Source organism: Pseudomonas sp. FBCC-B1565 (assembly GCF_059133265.1).
Genome location: NZ_CP101438.1, coordinates 4,872,678 through 4,894,409, shown reverse-complemented (window position 1 = coordinate 4,894,409; position 21,732 = coordinate 4,872,678). Strand labels below are relative to the sequence as shown.

Genomic DNA, 21,732 nt, shown 5'->3' with positions numbered 1-21,732 from the left:
AAAGAGCGTGGGCGCTTCAGCCTTGCTGGGCAGGCTTGACCAGTCGCTGTTCCAGTTCGCTGCACGCTTGCTGGATCATCTCTTCGGTGATCTGCACTTCGCGGCCTTGGGCGTCAATGTACGAGCAAGGCAACTGCTGCGGCTGGCGGATCACTTCAATCTTGGCATCGCTGCTGTTCTGCAAGGTCATGGCCTGTCTCCTCATCAGGTTGTGTACCTACTCTAAAGCCCGCGCGTGACCAGGCTGTTACAACTCCCTGCCAGGTCAGCGGTTCGAACACTCAGTCCACCAGAAACCAATACAAATTTCCAGCCAGGGGTTAGACCGATAGCCTCTAGGGATCAGCATCGGCGGGCATAATTAACCTGACTCATTGCTATTCGCCCAAGTTCCCCCCATGTAGGTGTACAGACTTCTCATTGGTGATGCTCTCCATGTTCTCAGTCCGTCAACGCCGTGCCATTCGCCTGGCCAGTCGATTCATCGCCCCTTACCGCTGGCAGGCGCTTGGCGCCCTGTTGGCGCTGATCGTCACGGCCGGCATCACCTTGTCCATGGGGCAGGGCATCCGCCTGCTGGTGGACCAGGGGTTCATGACCCAGTCGCCGCACTTGCTCAACCAGTCCATCGGGCTGTTCATGATCTTGGTGCTGGGCCTGGCGGTCGGCACCTTTGCGCGGTTCTACCTGGTGTCGTGGATCGGCGAGCGAGTGGTCGCGGATATCCGCCGGCAGGTGTTCAACCACCTGATCTACCTGCATCCGGGCTTTTATGAGAACAATCGCAGTTCGGAAATCCAGTCACGCTTGACCACTGACACTACGCTGCTGCAATCGGTGATCGGTTCGTCGCTGTCGTTGTTCCTGCGCAATGCCTTGATGGTCATCGGTGGCATCGTGCTGCTGTTCGTCACCAATCCCAAGCTCACCAGCATCGTGGTGGTGGCGCTGCCGCTGGTGCTGGCGCCGATCCTGATCTTCGGCCGGCGCGTGCGCAGCTTGTCGCGCCAGAGCCAGGACCGCATCGCCGATGTGGGCAGCTATGTGTCAGAAACCCTCGGCCAGATCAAGACCGTGCAGGCCTACAACCACCAGGTGCAGGACGAACAGCGCTTCGCCGTCACCGTGGAAGGTGCCTTCACCACCGCACGCAAGCGCATCACCCAGCGTGCGTGGCTGATTACCCTGGTGATCATGCTGGTGCTCGGCGCCGTGGGCGTGATGCTGTGGGTCGGCGGCATGGACGTGATCAGTGGGCGTATTTCCGGCGGCGAGCTGGCGGCGTTTGTGTTCTACAGCCTGATTGTCGGCAGCGCGGTCGGCACCCTCAGCGAGGTGCTTGGCGAGCTGCAACGTGCCGCCGGTGCCGCCGAGCGCATTGGCGAGTTGTTGCAGTCGAGCAACGAAATCCAGGCGCCGGTCGCCGGCACTGTCCAGTTGCCGGCGCGGGTCAGCGGGCGCATGGAGCTGCAGGACCTGCGCTTTTCCTATCCTTCACGGCCGGACAGCTATGCCATCGACGGCCTGAACCTGACCATCAACCCTGGCGAAACCCTGGCGTTGGTCGGCCCTTCCGGTGCGGGCAAATCGACGATCTTCGACTTGCTGCTGCGCTTCTACGACCCCCAGCAAGGCCGGATCCTCATTGAAGGCCACCCGCTGACCGAACTCGACCCCATGGACCTGCGCCGCCACTTCGCCCTAGTGTCCCAGAGCCCGGCGCTGTTCTATGGCAGCGTTGAAGAGAACATCCGCTACGGCAACCCGACGGCCACCCAGGAACAGGTCGAAGCAGCGGCGCGCATTGCCCACGCCCACGATTTCATCCTGCAAATGCCCGACGGTTACCAGACCCACCTGGGCGACGGCGGCATGGGCCTCTCTGGTGGACAACGCCAGCGCTTGGCCATCGCACGGGCGTTGCTGGTGGACGCGCCGATCCTGCTGCTGGACGAAGCCACCAGCGCCCTGGATGCGCAGAGTGAACACCTGATCCAGCAAGCGCTGCCGCAATTGATGCAGGGGCGCACTACGCTAGTGATCGCCCATCGACTGGCCACGGTGAAGAACGCCGACCGGATTGCCGTGATGGACCAGGGCAAGCTGGTGGCGGTGGGGACACATCAGCAGTTGATTGCGAGCAATGCGTTGTATGCAAGGTTGGCGGCGTTGCAGTTCAGTGACGGGGCCGAGGTCGGAAAAAGCGAACGTTAACGCGGCCTATGTGGTGAACAAGCTTGTTGTGGCGAGCGGGCTTGCCCCGCGTTGGGCTGCGTAGCAGCCCCAAAACGTCACACTGCGTGGCCTGGATTGGGAGCGCTTCGCACTCCAACGCGGGGCAAGCCCGCTCGCCACAAATGTCAGCTTGGCCCTCAGGCCATGACCTCACTGGTCATCAAAATATCGCTCATGCCAATCCACCAACGGCTGCGGTGAATTGAGCTTCTGCCCGTAGATCACCGAATAAGACAGCACGTTCTGCACATACTGGCGGGTTTCGTCGAACGGAATGCTCTCCACCCACACATCGAAGCTCAGGTGGTCGGCGCCGCGCAACCATTGGCGCACACGGCCGGGGCCGGCGTTATACGCGGCGGAGGCGAGTACGCGGTTGCCGTTGAACTGGCTGTGCACCTGGCTCAGGTAGGCGGCGCCGAGCTGGATGTTTTTGTCCGGGTCCAGCACCTGGGCCGGGGAGGCCAGGGGGATGCTGAACTTGCGTGCGGTTTCCTTGGCGGTGCCGGGCATCAGTTGCATCAGGCCGCTGGCGCCGACGCCGGAGCGCGCGTCGTCCATGAAGGCGCTTTCCTGGCGGGTGATCGCGAACACCCAGCTCGAATGCAAGCCGCGCACCTTGGCTTCACGCACCAGGGTATCGCGGTGGGCCATCGGGAAACGGATGTCCAGATCGTCCCAGTATTGCGCCTGGCTGATGGTACGGATGGCTGGGAAGTACCACTTCATGTCGTAGGCCAGCTTGGCCTGGGCGACCATTTCGTCGCGGTTGAAGTGACGGCTGACGTGGTACCACTCGCGGCGGCCATCGACCACCTGGCCGCGTGCATAGAACTCCAGGGCGCGGCGCACGCCCGGGGTATTGCGCACTTTGTTGACCAGCGCCTGGCTCATCAGCAGGGGTTTGTTCTTCAACTGGTACGGGGCCTTGGAGCGATCGGCGGCAAGGAAACCGTAGAAGTCACGCTCCTGCGCCAGGTGCTTGTACAAGACCAGCGCTTGCGGGTTCTTCGGCTCGGCCAGTTCCAGGCTGCGGGCCTGCCAGTAGCGCCAGCGGTTGGTGATGGCCAGGTCTTGTGGCAGTTTGCGGGTCAACTGGTAGGCATCTTCCCAGCGGGCCAGGCGCAGCAGCAGGCGCAGGCGCCACTCGGACACGGTGTTGTCGCGCAACTCGGGATCGTACTTGGTCATCACCTCAAGGGCGCGCGGGTCATAGCGCTTGGCCAGGGTGAGGCCGATTTCCCGGGCGATCGACACTTTTTCGTCACGGGAGAAGTGCATGCTGCTGGCGTAGCCGTCGAGCAGGGCCATGGCCTTGTCCGGATCCTGGCGTGCCAGGCGCCGCAGGCCCAGGCCTACGGCGTCGGACATGGCCTCGGTGGCCGGCAGGAAGCGCGAGGGGTCGCTGAGCATGTCCGGCTTTTGCGCCACGTCCACCATCAGGCGGCCTTGCGGGCCCAGCGTGCGCAGGGTTTTTACCAGGCTGTTGGCCAGCGCGTAGTTGCGCGCTTCGGCGGCGAGTTTGGCACGGTCCCAGATCTTCTGTTCGGTGAGTTGGCCGTCAGCCGCCCATTGGCCAAAGGTGACATCGCAGGCAGCCGGTTGGGACTTGCCTGTCATCCAGAGTTTTTCGGCGGTCTTGTAGCCCTCGGCCTTCAGATTATGGGTGAGCTGGTACTGGCCGTGCAGGCAGTCCAGTTCGACGAAATTGAGCTTGGCATCGTAGTACTTTTCAAAGGTCTGCCAGTCGCCGCGTTCGGCCAGCCAGCGCAACCAGCGCAGTTTCATCCAGTTGGCCTGGGGCAGGTCGCCGTTTTTGGCGAGGAACTGCTCGATTTCCTGGTTGCTCGCGGTTTTCAGGCGGGCGGTCAGTTCGTCGTAGGCCAGATAGGGTGTCAACGGGTAGTCGGCCAGGGCCTGGCTGTATTGCATGTACGGCCCGGTATCGCCCTTGGCCAGGGCGCGTTTGGCTTCATCGTAGTATTGACGTTGGGTGGTGAGGTCCACGGCCTGGGCGGATTGAACGGCGGTGGCGGAAAGAAGCAGACAAGATAAAAAGCTGAAAAGGCGACTGCGCATGAGACGTCCGTGCAGAGGAATCTGGACAAGTGCCGGCATCGCCGACACTGATTGCCCCTAGCTTAGCCTTTTGCCTGACGCCGGTGAAAGCTTTGACGGCCGCTTCGTTCAAGTTCCTCGGAAATGTCTCTCAGAGTATGTCGACTGAGAAAATCCCGGCCGCCTCAGCCCCTAACTCAGGTAGAATGCGCGCCCAGTTTTTGGAGAAGCGTATGACCCTGCTCAAATTCAGCGATGTGTCCCTTGCTTTCGGCGCCATGCCGTTGTTGGACAAGGTGTCCTGGCAGATCGCCCGTGGTGAGCGGGTGTGCATCATCGGCCGCAACGGCACCGGCAAATCCAGCATGATGAAGCTGGTCAAGGGCGACCAGAAGCCCGATGACGGCTCCGTATGGCGCGCGCCGGGCCTCAAGATCGGCGAATTGCCGCAAGAATTGCCGGTGGCCGACGGACGGACAGTGTTCGACGTGGTTGCCGAAGGCCTCGACGGCGTTGGCGCACTGCTCGCCGAATACCATCACCTGGCACAGAACTGTGTCACCGAAGATGACCTGAACAAGCTGATGCACGTCCAGCAAGACCTGGAAGCTCGTGATGGCTGGCGCTTGCAGCAGTTGGTCGACAGTACCCTGAGTCGCCTGCAACTGCCGGCGGACAAGACCCTCGCCGAGTTGTCCGGCGGCTGGCGTCGTCGCGTGCTGCTGGCCCAGGCGTTGGTGTCCGAGCCGGACCTGCTGCTGCTCGACGAACCGACCAACCACTTGGACATCGGCGCGATTGCCTGGCTGGAAGAAGCCCTCAAGGAATTCCAGGGCGCCGTGCTGTTCATCACGCACGACCGTTCCTTCCTGCAGAACCTGGCAACGCGCATCCTGGAACTGGACCGTGGCGGCCTGATCGACTGGAACGGCGACTACGCCAGCTTCCTGGTGCACAAGGAAGCCGCGCTGGCCGCCGAAGAAACCGCCAACGCGCTGTTCGACAAGAAACTGGCCCAGGAAGAAGTCTGGATCCGCCAGGGTATCAAGGCCCGTCGCACCCGTAACGAAGGCCGCGTACGCGCCCTGAAAGCCCTGCGTGTTGAGCGCAGCGAGCGTCGCGAGCGTACCGGCAAGGCGAATATCCAGCTGGACACCGCCGACAAGTCGGGCAAACAGGTGATGGTGCTGGAGAACGTCAGCTTCCATCACCCGGATGGCCCGTTCCTGATCAAGGACTTTTCCATGGTCCTGCAGCGCGGCGACCGTATCGGCCTGCTGGGCGCCAACGGTACTGGCAAGACCACCTTGCTCAAGCTGATGCTCAACGGCTTGCAGCCGACCAGCGGTAAAGTGGAGGAGGGCACGCGGATCGACGTGGCCTACTTCGACCAGTTGCGCCATCAGTTGGACCTGGAAAAGACCGTAATCGACAACGTCGCTGAAGGCCGCGACTTTATCGATATCGACGGCCAGAGCCGTCACGTGCTCAGCTACTTGGGCGACTTCCTGTTCAGCCCGCAGCGTGCGCGTACCCCGGTGAAAGCCTTGTCCGGTGGTGAGCGTGCGCGCCTGCTGCTGGCCAAACTGTTCAGCAAGCCGGCCAACCTGCTGGTCCTCGACGAACCGACCAACGACCTCGACGTGGAAACCCTCGAGCTGTTGGAAGAAGTGCTGCTGACCTTCAACGGCACCGTGCTGATGGTAAGCCACGACCGGGCATTCCTCGACAACGTGGTCACCAGCACCTTGGTCTTCGAAGGTGAGGGCAAGGTGCGTGAATACGTGGGTGGTTACCAGGACTGGTTGCGCCAGGGCGGTTCCCCGCGTTTGCTGGGCGTGACCGAGAGCAAGTCCGGTAAGGCCGACTTGACCTCCGCCGTGGTGGCTCCGGTGGTTGCTGCTGCACCGGCGCAGGACGCCGCGCCGGCGGCCAAGAAGAAACTCAGCTACAAGCTGCAGCGGGAGCTGGAGGCCTTGCCGGGTGATATCGACGCCAAGGAACAGCAGATTGCCGCGGTAGAAGCGCAAATGGCTGACGCGGGGTTCTACCTGCGTCCGGCGGCGGAAACGGCCAAGGTCATCGCTTCCCTGGAGAAACTGAACCAGGAGCTGGAAGTGTTGGTTGAGCGTTGGGCTGAGTTGGATGCCTGAGTGATCTCAGCGCATTAAAAAAGCCCGGCGTTCATTCGTATGAACGCCGGGCTTTTTATATCGGTCTTAAGGGGCTTTTACCAGCTTGACGGCCAGCACATCGCACGGCGCGCCATGCAGGACGTCATTGGCGGTGGAGCCCAGCAACAGCGCCAAACCATGACGGCCATGGCTACCGACCACGATCAGGTCACAACCCTTTTCTTTGGCCAGGTGGTGGATTTCCTGGCGCGGTTGGCCGTAGGTCAGGTGGCAGTCTTCCTTTTTCAGGTGCGGGTACTTGAGAATCAAACGGTCCAGACGCTCTTTGGCCTGGTCGAATTGTTGTTGCTGCAACTGGGAAAGGTCCATCGGCACGTCACCGCCAAAGGCCATGGCCATGGGCTCGACGATGTGCACCAGTGACAGTACGGCACCATTGGCCAATGCAGATTCCTGCGCGCGCTTGATCACTGGATCGCACTCTTCGGTCAGATCGACAGCGACCAGAATATGTTGGTAGGGCATGAGGCGTTCCTCCAGGGGGACTGCAATAGATTCAGTATGGCTGCTTTCAAGCGGATAGGGTTGCGTCAGATCAAATCCGCTCATCTGTAAATTCGGGAGTACACATATGACGGTCTGGATAGTGGTGTCAATCCTTGTGGTGCTGCTGAGCCCCCTGGCATGGTTGCGCCCGTCGCGCCACCAGAGCGGGCGCATGGCCCTGCGCATGGAGGCGCGCCGCATCGGCCTGGCCATGCAACTGGCGCCCCAGGAGTGGCCGCACTGGCTCAAGCAGGAGCCGCCGAGCCCTTGCGCGCAGTACTGCCGGCCACGGCGCGGCAGTACGCCGGCGATCTGGTGTTATTGGCAGTTGGAGCCAAGTGTGTGGGTCAATCAGTGGCGTGAAGTGTGCGTCGATGAAAAGTTGTTGCCGCATTTTGCGACGCTGCCGGACAACGTCTACAAGATCGAAGCCGACAAGCAGATGATCGCCCTGTATTGGGGCGAGAAGGGCGAGGCGAGCGTGTTGAAGGATATCGATGCGCTGCTCAAGGCGTTGGCCTGAATTGCAGGCAATAAAAAGCCCGACAATCATCATCGGGCTGGAGTTGGCCAGGCAGGCCGGTAAATCTTTGGTTGCGGCTAGCCTAGCCGCATATCCCATTCTGTACAGTCTTTTCCCACATCTTTTCTATTATTGATTTCGTGAATATTTGAATATTGGCGAGGCGCACGTATGGGGGCGGGGTTCTGAACTGACTGGAAAGTCGCGTTTTTCCTAGTCTTTGGAGCGATTGACAATTGCCCGGAATTGGATGAAGGTGGCGTACCCAAATCAAACGGGCGTATGAATTGAGCGTTTGTCTGTCAGACGACTCATACAGAATCCCGACTATCGCATTGGCGGGTGTGCCTGGCGGATTGGCGTGAACATTGAAGATTTCATCAATGTCCAACCCATAGGCCAGCGTCCAATGTGTACTGTTCAGCTTCCATATCGTGGAGATCAGTTGATGATTTACGAAGGTAAAGCCATCACGGTTAAGGCTCTTGAAAGTGGCATCGTCGAACTGAAATTCGACCTCAAGGGTGAGTCCGTCAACAAGTTCAACCGTCTAACCCTGAATGAATTGCGTCAGGCCGTAGACACCATCAAAGCAGATGCTTCGGTCAAGGGCGTGATCGTTTCCAGCGGCAAGGACGTGTTCATCGTCGGCGCTGACATCACCGAATTCGTCGACAACTTCAAGCTGCCCGATGCCGAGCTGGTGGCTGGCAACCTCGAAGCCAACAAGATTTTCAGCGATTTCGAAGACCTCAACGTACCGACTGTCGCTGCCATCAACGGCATCGCGTTGGGCGGCGGCCTGGAAATGTGCCTGGCGGCAGACTTCCGCGTCATGTCCGCCACTGCCAAGATCGGCCTGCCCGAAGTCAAGCTGGGCATCTACCCAGGTTTTGGCGGCACCGTACGTTTGCCGCGCCTGATCGGTGCCGACAATGCCATCGAGTGGATCGCCGCCGGTAAGGAAAACAAGGCTGAAGACGCCCTGAAAGTCGGTGCCGTCGACGCAGTTGTCGCTCCGGACAAGCTGGCCGAAGCCGCACTGAACCTGATCAAGGGTGCCATCAGCGGCGAGTTTGACTACAAGGCCAAGCGTCAGCCGAAACTGGAAAAACTCAAGCTCAACGCCATCGAACAGATGATGTCGTTCGAAACCGCCAAGGGTTTCGTGGCTGGCCAGGCCGGCCCGAACTACCCAGCGCCGGTTGAAGCGATCAAGACCATCCAGAAAGCCGCGAACTTCGGGCGCGACAAGGCCCTGGAAGTGGAAGCGGCGGGCTTCGTCAAACTAGCGAAAACCTCGGCGGCCCAGAGCCTGATCGGCCTGTTCCTGAACGATCAGGAGCTGAAGAAAAAGGCCAAGGCCTACGACGAAATTGCCCGCGACGTGAAACAGGCTGCCGTACTCGGCGCCGGTATCATGGGCGGCGGTATCGCCTATCAGTCGGCGTCCAAAGGCACGCCGATCTTGATGAAAGACATCAACGAGCACGGCATCGAGCAGGGTCTGGCCGAAGCCGCGAAACTGCTGGTGGGCCGCGTTGATAAAGGCCGTATGACCGCAGCGAAAATGGCTGAAGTGCTTAACGGCATTCGTCCGACGCTGTCCTACGGCGATTTCGGCCATGTCGACCTGGTGGTCGAAGCGGTTGTCGAGAACCCGAAGGTCAAGCAAGCGGTCTTGGCTGAAGTGGAAGCCCAGGTCAAAGACGACACTATCCTGGCGTCCAACACCTCGACCATTTCCATCTCGCTGCTGGCCAAGGCCCTCAAGCGTCCGGAAAACTTCGTCGGCATGCACTTCTTCAACCCGGTGCACATGATGCCGCTGGTGGAAGTCATCCGTGGCGAGAAGTCCAGCGAGCTGGCGGTTGCCACCACCGTTGCCTACGCCAAGAAAATGGGCAAGAACCCGATCGTGGTCAATGACTGCCCGGGCTTCCTGGTCAACCGCGTACTGTTCCCATACTTCGGCGGTTTCGCCAAGCTGGTCAGCGCCGGCGTGGACTTCGTGCGTATCGACAAGGTCATGGAAAAATTCGGCTGGCCCATGGGCCCGGCGTACCTGATGGACGTGGTTGGTATCGACACCGGCCACCACGGTCGCGACGTAATGGCTGAAGGCTTCCCGGACCGCATGAAAGACGACCGCCGCTCGGCGATCGACGCGCTGTACGAGGCCAAGCGCCTGGGCCAGAAGAACGGCAAGGGCTTCTACGCCTACGAGGCGGACAAGAAGGGCAAGCAGAAGAAAGTCGCCGACCCGTCGGTGCACGAAGTGCTGGCTCCGGTCATCTACGAGCAGCGTGAGGTGTCCGACGAGGACATCATCAACTGGATGATGATCGCCCTGTGCCTGGAAACCGTGCGCTGCCTGGAAGACGGCATCGTTGAAACCGCCGCCGAAGCCGACATGGGCCTGGTGTACGGTATTGGTTTCCCTCCATTCCGTGGTGGTGCACTGCGTTACATCGATTCGATCGGTGTGGCTGAGTTCGTTGCCCTGGCTGACAAATACGCTGATCTGGGCCCGCTGTACCACCCGACCGCGAAGCTGCGTGAAATGGCCAAAAATGGCCAGAGCTTCTTCGGTTAAGCGCCCAGACGACTAGAGCGAGAATATTTATGAGCTTGAATCCAAGAGACGTGGTGATTGTCGACTTCGGTCGCACACCGATGGGCCGCTCCAAGGGCGGCATGCACCGCAACACCCGTGCCGAAGACATGTCGGCGCACCTGATCAGCAAGCTGCTGGAACGCAACGTCAAGGTCGACCCGAACGAAGTCGAGGACGTGATCTGGGGTTGCGTCAACCAGACCCTGGAGCAGGGCTGGAACATCGCGCGCATGGCGTCGTTGATGACCCAGATCCCGCATACTGCTGCCGGCCAGACCGTCAGCCGCCTGTGCGGTTCGTCGATGAGCGCGCTGCACACCGCCGCCCAGGCGATCATGACCGGCAACGGTGATGTGTTCGTGGTCGGTGGCGTGGAGCACATGGGCCACGTCAGCATGATGCACGGCGTCGACCCTAACCCGCACATGTCGCTGTACGCGGCAAAAGCCTCGGGCATGATGGGCCTGACCGCGGAAATGCTCGGCAAAATGCACGGCATTACCCGTGAAGCCCAGGACGCGTTCGGCCTGCGTTCCCACCAGTTGGCTCACAAGGCGACCGTGGAAGGCAAGTTCAAGGATGAAATCATCCCGATGAACGGCTACGATGAGAACGGTTTCCTGAAACTGTTCGACTACGACGAAACCATTCGTCCGGACACCACCCTGGAAAGCCTGGCGGCGCTCAAGCCTGCTTTCAATCCAAAGGGCGGCACCGTGACAGCCGGTACGTCGTCGCAAATCACCGACGGTGCCTCGTGCATGATCGTGATGTCGGCGCAGCGTGCCCAGGACCTGGGTATCCAGCCGCTGGCCGTGATTCGTTCGATGGCAGTGGCGGGTGTGGACCCGGCGATCATGGGCTATGGTCCAGTACCGGCCACACAAAAAGCCTTGAAGCGCGCGGGCTTGACCATCAACGACATCGACTTCTTCGAGCTCAACGAAGCTTTCGCCGCACAGGCCCTGCCGGTGCTGAAAGATTTGAAAGTACTCGACAAGATGAATGAGAAGGTTAACCTGCACGGCGGCGCGATTGCCCTGGGCCACCCATTCGGTTGCTCCGGTGCGCGGATTTCTGGCACTTTGCTTAACGTGATGAAGCAAAATGGCGGCAACCTTGGGGTTGCAACCATGTGCATTGGTCTCGGCCAAGGCATTTCCACCGTCTTCGAACGCGTTTAAGCGTTGGGTTGACGGAAGCCGGGGCCCAGTGCCCCGGTTTTTGTTTTTTGGAATTTTTAATATTTTTTTTCAACAAATTTTGTAAGAGGGCCAGAGCATGAAAGTCGAACCAGGGCTCTACCAGCATTATAAAGGTCCGCAGTACCGTGTTTTCAGTGTGGCGCGGCACTCCGAGACCGAAGAAGAAGTGGTGTTCTACCAAGCTCTGTATGGCGATTACGGCTTTTGGGTGCGCCCATTGAGCATGTTTCTGGAGACCGTCGAAGTTGACGGCGAGCAGGTCCCGCGCTTTGCTTTGGTCCAGGCCGAACCCAGTCTTTTTTCAGGGCAATAACGGCAGGTCGCGCAGACTGCTGCGCTTGACCTCACCTTGTTGCCACTATATATAGCGTTGCCGCGACAGGCGCCAACTGCCTTTCACTTCTCGAATTCAGGAATTTTCCGATCCATGGGCAAATCGCTGGTCATTGTGGAATCCCCGGCTAAGGCCAAGACCATCAACAAGTACTTGGGCAACGAGTACGTGGTGAAGTCGAGTATCGGCCATATCCGAGACCTGCCCACCAGCGGTTCGGCTAGCGCCAGCAAGGAGCCAGCCGCCAAGCGCGGCAAGGCGGCTGCGGGCGAAGGTCCGGTGCTCACCCCTAAAGAGAAAGCGCGCAAGCAGCTGGTCTCGCGTATGGGGGTGGACCCGGATCATGGCTGGAAGGCCAAGTATGAAATCCTTCCCGGCAAGGAAAAGGTCATCGAGGAGCTGCGTCGGCTCGCCAAGGATGCTGACACCATCTATCTCGCGACGGACTTGGACCGCGAAGGGGAAGCCATTGCCTGGCACCTGCGGGAAGCCATCGGCGGTGATGACAGCCGCTACAAGCGCGTGGTGTTCAACGAAATCACCAAGAAAGCCATTCAGGAAGCCTTCTCCAAGCCAGGCGAACTGGACATCGACCGCGTCAACGCCCAGCAGGCGCGTCGCTTCCTCGACCGCGTGGTGGGTTACATGGTCTCGCCGCTGCTGTGGGCGAAGATCGCCCGTGGTCTGTCGGCCGGCCGAGTGCAATCGGTTGCGGTGAAGCTGGTGGTGGAGCGTGAGCGCGAGATCCGTGCGTTCATCCCTGAAGAGTACTGGGAAGTCCACGCTGACCTCGGCACCGCCAAGGGCGCCAATGTGCGCTTTGAAGTGGCCCGTGAGAAAGGCGAGGCCTTCAAGCCGCTGAACGAAGCCCAGGCCATGGCCGCGCTGGAAAAGCTCAAGGCTTCCAGCTACAGCATCGTCAAGCGTGAAGACAAACCGACCAGCAGCAAGCCGTCGGCACCGTTCATCACCTCGACCCTGCAACAGGCCGCGAGCAACCGCCTGGGCTTTGGTGTGAAGAAGACCATGATGATGGCCCAGCGCTTGTATGAAGCGGGCTACATCACGTATATGCGTACCGACTCCACCAACCTGTCGGTGGACGCGGTCGCCATGGCGCGTACCTATATCGAAAGCGAATTCGGCAAGAAGTACCTGCCGGAGAAGCCGAACGTCTACAGCAGCAAGGAAGGCGCACAAGAGGCTCACGAAGCGATTCGTCCTTCCGACGCCAACACCACGCCTGCCAAGCTCAGTGGCATGGAGCGCGACGCTGAGCGCCTCTACGAGCTGATCTGGCGCCAGTTCCTGGCCTGCCAGATGCTGCCGGCGCAATACCTGTCCACTACCGTGAGCGTGGGCGCTGGCGACTTCGAGCTGCGTGCCAAGGGCCGTATCCTCAAGTTTGATGGCTACACCCGCGTGATGCCGCAGATCGCCAAGCCGGGCGATGATGACGTGCTGCCAGACATGGCCCAGGGCGATACGCTGAAGCTGATCAAGCTCGACCCGTCCCAGCATTTCACCAAACCGCCGGCGCGCTACTCCGAGGCCAGCCTGGTAAAAGAGATGGAAAAACGTGGTATCGGTCGTCCTTCGACCTACGCGGCGATCATCTCCACCATTCAGGACCGTGGCTACGTGGCGCTGCACAACCGTCGTTTCTATTCGGAAAAGATGGGCGATATCGTCACCGAGCGTCTGTCCGAGAGCTTCTCCAACCTGATGGACTACGGCTTCACCGCCGGTATGGAAGAGAACCTCGATGACGTGGCCCAGGGCGAGCGCGACTGGAAAAACGTGCTGGACGAGTTCTACGGCGACTTCAAGAAGAAGCTCGAGGTGGCCGAAAGCCCTGAGAGTGGCATGCGTGCCAACCAGCCGGTGATGACCGATATTCCGTGCCAGACCTGTGGCCGCCCAATGCAGATTCGTACTGCATCCACCGGCGTGTTCCTCGGTTGTTCGGGTTACAGCCTGCCGCCGAAAGAGCGCTGCAAGGCCACCGTCAACCTGGTGCCGGGCGACGAAATCGCCGCCGATGACGAGGGCGAGTCCGAGTCGCTGGTACTGCGTGGCAAGCACCGCTGCCCGATCTGCAGTACGGCGATGGACGCCTACCTGCTTGACGAGAAACACAAGCTGCACATCTGCGGTAACAACCCGGATTGCAACGGCTACGAGATCGAAGAGGGCACCTATCGCATCAAGGGCTATGAAGGTCCGAGCCTGGAATGTGACAAGTGCGGCAGCGAGATGCAGCTCAAGACCGGCCGTTTCGGCAAGTTCTTCGGCTGTACCAATCCGACCTGCAAGAACACCCGCAAGCTGCTGAAAAGCGGTGATGCGGCGCCGCCGAAGATGGACCCGGTGAAGATGCCGGAGCTCAAGTGCGAGAAGGTCAACGACACCTACATCCTGCGTGACGGGGCTTCGGGGTTGTTCCTGGCTGCGAGCCAGTTCCCGAAAAACCGTGAGACCCGTGCACCGCTGGTGCTGGAGATCGTGCCGCACAAGGATGAGATCGATCCGAAGTACCACTTCCTGTGTGAAGCACCGAAGAAGGATCCGGATGGTCGCCCGGCCGTTATCCGCTACAGCCGCAAGACCAAGGAGCAGTATGTGCAGTCCGAAGTGGACGGCAAGCCGACCGGTTGGAAAGCGTTCTACGACGGTGGCAAGTGGAAGGTCGAAGACAAGCGTCAGGGCGCTTGATCCGGCGGATGCGCTGAAGATCCAATGTGGGAGGGGGCTTGCCCCCGATAGCAGCATATCAGTCAACATGTGTATGACTGATACTCCGCTATCGGGGGCAAGCCCCCTCCCACATTTGGGTCTGTTTGGTTCTTTAGGCCCGCATAGGCAGCGGTTTATTGCACTTGCAGTAGGTTCGGCTGATCCGTGAAACTGTTCAGCCAGCATCACGCTTATTCGTTGTGGAGATTGCCGTCATGGCCTACGAACTCTATACCCGTACCAATCAGAAAATTTACTTCGCGGGTTTGTCCCTGGAAGCCCTTGGCCGTGCCGAGGAAGGGAAGGAGATGAATGCCATCGCGCTGGTCCAGGCGGGGCGTGAAGCGGCGTTGTTCCACCTGTACGGCGCCTTGCTGGGCCTGTGCCACGAAATCGCCGGCTTTTACCGTCTGCCCCAGGCCGGCTCGCCCCGTGCTGAAATGATCATGAATCGCGAAGTGCTCGATTCGATGGCGATTCCTGAATTGGCCGAGCTGGTGGAAATGGCGCAAAGCCCCGACAGTTGGGTTGCACGCCTACTCAAGGCGCATGCCGATATGTTCCAACCGCCGCGCATTCCCCATGTGCCCAAGGGGGATGTGACTCAGCCGCTGATTGTGGCGGTTGCGGTGGAAGAGGAAGAACCCAAGCCGTTGAGCCGCGAAGAGCTGGAAGGCTGGCGCCAGGAATTGAAAAAAATGGCGTTGCGCTTTCGCGAAGGCCTCAACGAGTGCTGATCATTCTGTAGGAATTGGATAGCGACCATTCATCAAGCTGTCAAGAAACCTGTTCAGATCCTCTGCGAGGCTGGGTGGATGACTGATATAATCCCGGCCTTTCGTGGAGAACAGACTTTTATGCCGACGTCCTTTCTGGAAATTGTTGAGTTGCCTGACGGCCGAATCGAGCTGCGCCGGGCTGAGGACGAAGGTTCTCTGGTCATTCTGGATTTTTCCGAGGACGCCAAGGTGTTCCTGCAGGGCCAACACGTGGAAGTGGCTAAAGCCATGTTGAGCGTGGGTGTGCAGATGGCAGGTCGCCTGGCAGAAGGCGAACCGGAGAAAGAAGACGGGCCGCGGGTTCTTCACTGAGTTCTGTGGTGAAGGAGTCTGGGGTGGTTAGACAGGCTTCTGTGGTGAGCTAGCTTGCTTGTAGTGAGTGGACTTGTTGTGGTGAGCGGGCTTGCCCCGCGCAGGGCTGCGCAGCAGCCCTAAATAGATTGACGCAGTACATCAGGTATTCCACGGTGCTTGGTTTTGGGGCCGCTTCGCAGCCCAGCGCGGGGCAAGCCCGCTCACCACAGAAGCCCGCATGTCACAGGACTTCGGTCGATCAGCACTAGCCCAATCGAATATTCAAACTCTGGGCATCACCCGTACGAGCAGCGCTGATCAACTGCTGCTTGGCGCTGACACTCAGTGGATTCAACCAGCTCACCACTGTATGGCTGCGGCCCAGGCGAAGTGCTTCGCAGGTCAACTGTTGGGCACTTTGCGCGCCGCGTGGTTGCAGCAGCAGGATGCGCTCGCGATTGAGGCCGGCGTCCCGTAGCCAGGCCTGGGTCAGGCTGGCGGGCGGGGCGATCAGTGTCAGCCAGCGGGCGTCCTGCTCTTCGCTCAACTCGCGCAGGATGGGCGCCAGCAGGCTCAGGCAGCTCCCTGCTGCACCGCGCAACGACAATTCACTGAACGCCTCAGGCTCGGCGCTCCAGGGCGCTTCGATCGTTTCCTTGAGGATGGGCGCAAGGGGTTGGGCCATGAAGGCCTCGAACAGCGACAGTTGTGTGTGTTGTGGGGTGTGGACGAGCTGCATGATGCCTCCTTTAGCGGCGAATGACGCCGACGCTCAGGCCTTCGATCACCAGGTCCTGGTCTTTCAGGTTCACTTCAATCGGGGCGAACTCAGGGTTCTCGGCCAGGAGCCAAACCTTGCTGCCTTCGCGCTTGAAGCGTTTGACGGTGACTTCATCGCCTATACGGGCGACGACGATCTGGCCATTACGGGCTTCGCGGGTGGTGTGGACGGCCAACAGGTCGCCGTCGAAGATGCCCACGTCCTTCATGCTCATGCCATGGACCCGCAACAGGTAGTCGGCGCGAGGGTGGAAGAAGGTAGGGTTGATGTTGCAGGACTCCTCGACGTGCTGCTGCGCCAGGATCGGCGCACCGGCGGCGACGCGGCCGATGATCGGCAGGGTCGATTCGTCGGCCTTGGCCTCGAAGCCAGGGATGCGAATACCGCGTGAGGCACCGGGGGTCATCTCGATCGCGCCTTTGCGAGCGAGGGCCTTGAGGTGTTCCTCGGCGGCGTTGGGGGACTTGAACCCCAGTTCCAGCGCAATCTCTGCTCGTGTCGGCGGGTAGCCGTTGTCATCGAGGCAGCGCTTGATAAAAGCCAGAATCTCAGCTTGGCGTGGCGTCAGTTTTAGCATGTTGATCGCTCTGTCTTTTTATACAGTGACTGGGATTATATACAGTGAACTGCGCTTGGCAATCATCCTTTTCCAGCCCTCCGCTGGACGGTCATCCCTGAGACTTCCCACAGGCCCGAGATAGCGCTGCCTACAGATCAATAGAGATGTGATTAAATAGCGATGAAATACATGACTGCCCGGCCGGAAAGCGAACTCGCAGGCTTGACAAGACACACCCTGAAACGTATGTTTCAAACAAGTGTTTGTCAGGCGGAGTAGCCATGGCCCAGTCGGAAACCGTTGAACGCATTCTCGATGCTGCCGAGCAATTGTTCGCGGAAAAAGGATTTGCTGAAACTTCATTGCGGCTGATCACCAGCAAGGCTGGCGTCAACCTCGCTGCAGTGAACTATCACTTCGGCTCGAAAAAGGCCCTGATCCAGGCGGTGTTTTCGCGTTTCCTGGGGCCGTTCTGCGCCAGTCTCGACCGTGAGCTCGAGCGTCGCCAGGGCAAGGCTGACCACAAGCCGACACTCGAAGAGCTGCTGGAAATCCTCGTTGAGCAAGCGCTGGTGGTTCAACCGCGCAGCGGCAACGACCTGTCCATCTTCATGCGCCTGCTCGGCCTGGCGTTCAGCCAGAGCCAGGGTCACCTGCGGCGTTACCTGGAAGACATGTACGGGAAGGTATTTCGTCGCTATATGTTGCTGGTCAACGAGGCTGCCCCGCGTATTCCGCCCATCGAGCTGTTCTGGCGCGTGCACTTCATGCTCGGTGCGGCGGCGTTCAGCATGTCCGGGATCAAGGCGCTGCGGGCCATTGCCGAGACCGATTTCGGCGTCAACACCTCTATTGAGCAGGTGATGCGCCTGATGGTGCCATTCCTGGCTGCCGGCATGCGTGCCGAAACCGGTGTGACCGACCCGACGATGGCGGCCGCCCAATTGCGCCCGCGCAGCAAATCCGCGCCAACCCCCGCCAAGGTTTGACCCTGCCGGGTGTGCGCAGCCGCTTGCATCCGCTAAGCTAGCGGCCCATGCCGAATTCAGCTATTTACTCGCAACCTGTTGTGCTCACTGTGCCTGGTGGGTGCAATGGGTTGTGCGCGTTATATAAGGAAGATTTATGACTGCTGCCCTGCAAGGTTCATTGATGGTCGACGTTGCCGGCACTTGGCTCACGGCCGAGGACCGCCATCTGCTGCGCCAGCCTGAGGTGGGCGGCCTGATCATTTTTGCACGCAACATCGAGCACCCGCGCCAGGTGCGCGAGTTGAGTGCGGCGATTCGTGCAGTGCGCCCGGACCTGCTACTGGCGGTCGACCAGGAAGGCGGCCGCGTACAACGCCTGCGTCAGGGCTTTGTGCGCCTGCCGGCCATGCGTGCCTTGGCGGATAACCCGAATGCGGAATACCTGGCCGAGCAGTGCGGCTGGATCATGGCCACCGAAGTACTGGCCGTGGGTCTGGACCTGAGCTTCGCCCCAGTGCTGGACCTGGATTACCAGCGCAGCGCTGTGGTCGGCACCCGTTCCTTCGAGGGCGAACCGGAGCGCGCCGCCGTGCTGGCGGGTGCATTCATCCGTGGCATGAACAGCGCCGGTATGGCCGCCACCGGTAAGCACTTCCCCGGTCACGGTTGGGCCGAGGCCGATTCCCATGTCGCCATTCCCAATGATGAGCGTAGCCTGGAACAGATTCGCGCCAATGACTTGGTGCCTTTCGCACGCCTGAGTCAGCAACTGGCGGCTGTCATGCCCGCGCACGTCATCTACCCGCAAGTCGACACCCAGCCAGCCGGCTTCTCGCGCCGCTGGTTGCAAGACATCCTGCGCGGTGAGTTGCAGTTCGATGGAGTGATTTTCAGCGATGACCTGTCCATGGCAGGTGCCCATGTGGTGGGCGATGCCGCCAGCCGCATCGAAGCGGCGCTGACAGCTGGTTGCGACATGGGACTGGTCTGCAACGATCGCGCAGCTGCCGAATTGGCGTTGAGCGCCGCCCAGCGGATGAACGTCAAGCCTTCGGCGCGCATCGCACGCATGCGCGGCCAGACGGTCGCCTCGACTGAGTACAAACAGGATCCGCGTTGGTTGGCGGCGCTGACTGCGTTGCGGGATGCTCAGCTGATCGGCTGAACACTGCGTCGAGCCCATCGGGGGCAAGCCCCCTCCCACATTTTGATCTGTGAACCTGGTCAAGTGTGGGAGGGGGCTTGCCCCCGATGGCGATGTTACCGTCAACGCTTCTCTTGCTTATGCGGCAACGGCGCAAACAGCGCTTCGATATCCTCGTTGCCCAATTGCCAATCCCCGGTCGTACGGCCATCCAGCACACCTGCCGCCAGGTCGGACTTTTCCTTTTGCAGGTGCTGGATTTTCTCCTCCACCGTGCCGCGGGCAATCATCTTGTAGACAAACACCGGCTTCTCTTGACCGATGCGATACGCACGGTCAGTCGCCTGGTTCTCCGTCGCCGGGTTCCACCAGGGGTCATAGTGGATCACCGTGTCGGCTTCGGTCAGGTTCAAGCCCACACCACCGGCCTTCAGGCTGATCAGGAAAATCTGCAGCTTGCCGCTCTGGAAGTCCTTCACCGGCGTGCGCCGATCCCGCGTCTGGCCGGTCAACAAGGCGTAGGCAACACCGCGCTGTTTCAGCTCGGCTTCGATCAGGCTCAACATCGAGGTGAACTGGGAAAACAGCAGGATCCGTCGACCTTCCTCAAATAACTCCTCAAGCATTTCCATCAAGCTATCGAGCTTGCCTGAACTGCTGCCACGGGCGGGCAGGGTGGCGTCGTTGACCAGGCGCAAGTCGCAGCACACCTGGCGCAACTTCAGCAGCGCCTCAAGAATGATGATCTGGCTGCGTGCCACGCCCTTGCGGGTGATCTCGTCGCGCACCTTCTTGTCCATGGCCAGGCGCATGGTTTCGTACACGTCGCGCTGGGCCTCGTTGAGGTCGACCCAATGGATGATCTCGGTCTTGGGCGGCAGCTCCGTAGCCACTTGTTCCTTGGTGCGGCGCAGCAGGAAGGGTTTGATCCGGCCGTTGAGGTGCTGCAGTCGTACGTCGCTGGCGCGCTTTTCGATGGGTACGCGGTAGTCGCGGTTGAAGCTTTTTACGTCACCCAGCCAGCCCGGCAGCAGGAAGTGGAACAACGACCACAGCTCACCCAGGTGGTTTTCCAGCGGCGTACCGCTCAGGCACAGGCGCTGCCGCGCATTCAGTTCGCGTGCCGCCTGGGCCGCCTTGCTGGACGGGTTTTTGATGTACTGGGCTTCATCGAGGATCAGCACATGCAGGGGCAGCGCCTTGAGCTGTTCGATGTCCTTGGGCAGCAAGGCGTAGGTGGTCAGCAGCAGGTCGTAGTCCTGCAGGTTCGCAAAATGTTTCTTGCGAGCTGCGCCGTACAGCGCCAACACCTTGAGTTGCGGCGTGAAGTGCGCTGCTTCATCCAGCCAATTGGGGATCAGACTGGTGGGCATCACCACCATGCAGGGGCGATCCAGGCGCCCGGCGTTCTTTTCACTGAGAATATGCGCCAGGGTCTGTAGGGTCTTGCCCAGGCCCATGTCATCCGCAAGTATCCCGCCCACATCAAGCTGGCGCAGCGACTGCATCCAGCTCAAGCCTTCCAGTTGGTACGGACGCAGGGTCGCGTTCAGCCCTTCGGGCGCCACGCAGGTGAAGTCCTTGATGTCCCGCAGGCGTTGGGCGAAGTTGCGGATTTTTTCGCCACCTTCCCATTGCAGCGGCAGGTCTTCCAGCGGGTTAAGGCGAATCGCATCGGCCTTGGCCAGGCGCAGCGTGGTGGCGCCGGCTTCCTGTAGATAAAACTCACCGAGGGTGGCCAGCACCGGTTTCAGTCGGCCATAAGGCAGCGCCACTTGTATCGGGCCGTGGCCATTGGGCAGGCCAGGGATATTCACCAGGATCAGCTCATCATCGCGGCGCCGCGCCAGCTTCTCCGGGTTGAGGATCTCGGTGTGGGAGCGCATCAGATTCAACAGGATCGGCAACAGGCTCAGGCGCTCGCCGTTGACGATGATCCCCAGCTCCAGGTCGAACCAGTCGCGCTCCGGCCCTTCATCAACCGTGGCATACCAGTCATCGACGGCGCTCAGGTCGAAGCCGAAATCATCATCGATCAGCAGCTCCCAGCCCTCGGCCCGCAAGGTCGGCGTGGCATTGAGGGTGAAGGTCAGCCAGGCACTGTCATTGACCATCTCGAACAACTCGCCGGCGCTTTCCGGCAGGGCCTTGCTCTGGCGCGTGGCGATCTTGAAACCCAGCAGGCGCAGTTGCTCGCGGTACGGCTGTTCCAGCTCGGGATGGCGCTTGATGCGCAGGCTCTGGGTGTCCTGGCGCACGATGATGTCGGCGTTTTTCTGCCCGCTGACATAGTTGCCCAAATAATTGAACGACAGCGCCGCCCGATGCTGGATATAGCGCTGCATCTTGCCGTTGCGTGGTTCGAACGCGCTGAACTCAACACTGGCCATCCACAGGCGCGGCACCGGCACCACATCCTCCATGACCACCTGCGGCAACACCGCGCGGTTTTCCAGGACTGCCTGGAGCTTTTCCAGCAGCTCTGCATCCTGGGCGGCAGCGGGGAAGGCCAGGGTTTCCTGGACCTTGAGCAGTACCGCCGCGATGTGTTTGCAGTTGGTGTGCACCGGGCAAGTGCAGCGGCTGTCCACCAGGATCAACGTGCCCTTGGCCGATTCGCGCAGCGAAATGGTCTGCCGGTAGACGTTGCCGCCTGAGCCTTCGCAACTGGCGATGATGGTGCTGTCGCCGGATTCGACGATGCGCACCCGGTTCTCCAGGGCATAACGCCGCCCGCGCTCAAGGCTCTGCTCTTTAAAGCGATTGGCCCACGAAGGGGCCAGGGGTTTGGTCAGCGACGACGTCAGGGGCATGG

17 protein-coding genes are annotated in these 21,732 nt (G+C 60.4%); 11 read left to right on the top strand and 6 right to left on the bottom strand.

What is annotated here, in order from left to right:
- Positions 1-16: 16 nt before the first annotated feature.
- Entirely contained in the window at positions 17-190 is a 174-nt protein-coding gene (locus NL123_RS22620) for a PA1571 family protein (protein ID WP_058425072.1), read from the bottom strand.
- 245 nt (positions 191-435) lie between these two features.
- Between NL123_RS22620 and NL123_RS22615 the strand changes: the two genes are divergently transcribed.
- A complete protein-coding gene (locus NL123_RS22615) occupies positions 436-2,214 on the top strand; it encodes an ABC transporter transmembrane domain-containing protein (protein WP_494356388.1) in 1,779 nt (592 codons plus the stop codon).
- 171 nt (positions 2,215-2,385) lie between these two features.
- Here the strand turns inward: NL123_RS22615 and NL123_RS22610 are convergent, their stop codons facing one another.
- A complete protein-coding gene (locus tag NL123_RS22610; RefSeq protein WP_248487004.1) occupies positions 2,386-4,314 on the bottom strand; it encodes a transglycosylase SLT domain-containing protein in 1,929 nt (642 codons plus the stop codon).
- A gap of 212 nt (positions 4,315-4,526) precedes the next feature.
- On the opposite strand from NL123_RS22610, the gene NL123_RS22605 reads away from it, so the two are divergent.
- Positions 4,527-6,446 carry an ATP-binding cassette domain-containing protein gene (locus tag NL123_RS22605; RefSeq protein ID WP_494356387.1) on the top strand — a complete coding sequence of 640 codons (1,920 nt, stop codon included), beginning with the start codon at positions 4,527-4,529 and terminating at the stop codon, positions 6,444-6,446.
- A 66-nt stretch (positions 6,447-6,512) separates the two neighbouring features.
- On the opposite strand, the gene NL123_RS22600 is transcribed toward NL123_RS22605, so the two are convergent.
- Complete coding sequence (locus tag NL123_RS22600) at positions 6,513-6,953, bottom strand: universal stress protein (RefSeq protein ID WP_071496727.1); 441 nt, start codon at positions 6,951-6,953, stop codon at positions 6,513-6,515.
- A 106-nt stretch (positions 6,954-7,059) separates the two neighbouring features.
- Here NL123_RS22600 and NL123_RS22595 point away from each other — a divergent pair, with 106 nt between their 5' ends.
- The 7 genes from NL123_RS22595 to NL123_RS22565 all read left to right on the top strand — a co-directional run bounded on the left by NL123_RS22595 (position 7,060) and on the right by NL123_RS22565 (position 15,480).
- Positions 7,060-7,497: a hypothetical protein gene (locus NL123_RS22595; RefSeq protein WP_494356386.1), complete on the top strand. Its 438-nt coding sequence runs from the start codon at positions 7,060-7,062 to the stop codon at positions 7,495-7,497.
- A gap of 448 nt (positions 7,498-7,945) precedes the next feature.
- A complete protein-coding gene (fadB, locus tag NL123_RS22590) occupies positions 7,946-10,093 on the top strand; it encodes a fatty acid oxidation complex subunit alpha FadB (protein ID WP_034102543.1) in 2,148 nt (715 codons plus the stop codon).
- A gap of 29 nt (positions 10,094-10,122) precedes the next feature.
- Positions 10,123-11,298, top strand: a complete 1,176-nt coding sequence (gene fadA / locus NL123_RS22585; protein WP_016975260.1) for an acetyl-CoA C-acyltransferase FadA — start codon at positions 10,123-10,125, stop codon at positions 11,296-11,298.
- 97 nt (positions 11,299-11,395) lie between these two features.
- Entirely contained in the window at positions 11,396-11,632 is a 237-nt protein-coding gene (locus NL123_RS22580) for a DUF1653 domain-containing protein (protein ID WP_010212074.1), read from the top strand.
- 114 nt (positions 11,633-11,746) lie between these two features.
- Positions 11,747-14,368 carry a type I DNA topoisomerase gene (gene topA, locus NL123_RS22575; RefSeq protein ID WP_058425065.1) on the top strand — a complete coding sequence of 874 codons (2,622 nt, stop codon included), beginning with the start codon at positions 11,747-11,749 and terminating at the stop codon, positions 14,366-14,368.
- Between the two features lie 236 nt (positions 14,369-14,604).
- Entirely contained in the window at positions 14,605-15,126 is a 522-nt protein-coding gene (locus tag NL123_RS22570) for a DUF6586 family protein (protein ID WP_071489009.1), read from the top strand.
- A 120-nt stretch (positions 15,127-15,246) separates the two neighbouring features.
- Positions 15,247-15,480, top strand: coding sequence for a hypothetical protein (locus NL123_RS22565; protein ID WP_010212068.1), 234 nt, complete (start codon positions 15,247-15,249; stop codon positions 15,478-15,480).
- 247 nt (positions 15,481-15,727) lie between these two features.
- Here the strand turns inward: NL123_RS22565 and sulA are convergent, their stop codons facing one another.
- Positions 15,728-16,201 carry an SOS-induced cell division inhibitor SulA gene (gene sulA, locus NL123_RS22560; RefSeq protein ID WP_248487011.1) on the bottom strand — a complete coding sequence of 158 codons (474 nt, stop codon included), beginning with the start codon at positions 16,199-16,201 and terminating at the stop codon, positions 15,728-15,730.
- A 10-nt stretch (positions 16,202-16,211) separates the two neighbouring features.
- Entirely contained in the window at positions 16,212-16,820 is a 609-nt protein-coding gene (gene lexA / locus NL123_RS22555; protein WP_003172575.1) for a transcriptional repressor LexA, read from the bottom strand.
- Between the two features lie 263 nt (positions 16,821-17,083).
- Here lexA and NL123_RS22550 point away from each other — a divergent pair, with 263 nt between their 5' ends.
- Positions 17,084-17,791, top strand: coding sequence for a TetR/AcrR family transcriptional regulator (locus tag NL123_RS22550; RefSeq protein ID WP_058425062.1), 708 nt, complete (start codon positions 17,084-17,086; stop codon positions 17,789-17,791).
- 136 nt (positions 17,792-17,927) lie between these two features.
- Positions 17,928-18,938: a beta-N-acetylhexosaminidase gene (gene nagZ / locus NL123_RS22545; RefSeq protein ID WP_494356385.1), complete on the top strand. Its 1,011-nt coding sequence runs from the start codon at positions 17,928-17,930 to the stop codon at positions 18,936-18,938.
- 101 nt (positions 18,939-19,039) lie between these two features.
- Here nagZ and NL123_RS22540 read toward each other — a convergent pair whose 3' ends face one another.
- On the bottom strand, positions 19,040-21,730 hold the full coding sequence (locus NL123_RS22540) for an SNF2-related protein (protein WP_494356384.1): 2,691 nt from the start codon (positions 21,728-21,730) through the stop codon (positions 19,040-19,042).
- Positions 21,731-21,732 lie beyond the last annotated feature (2 nt).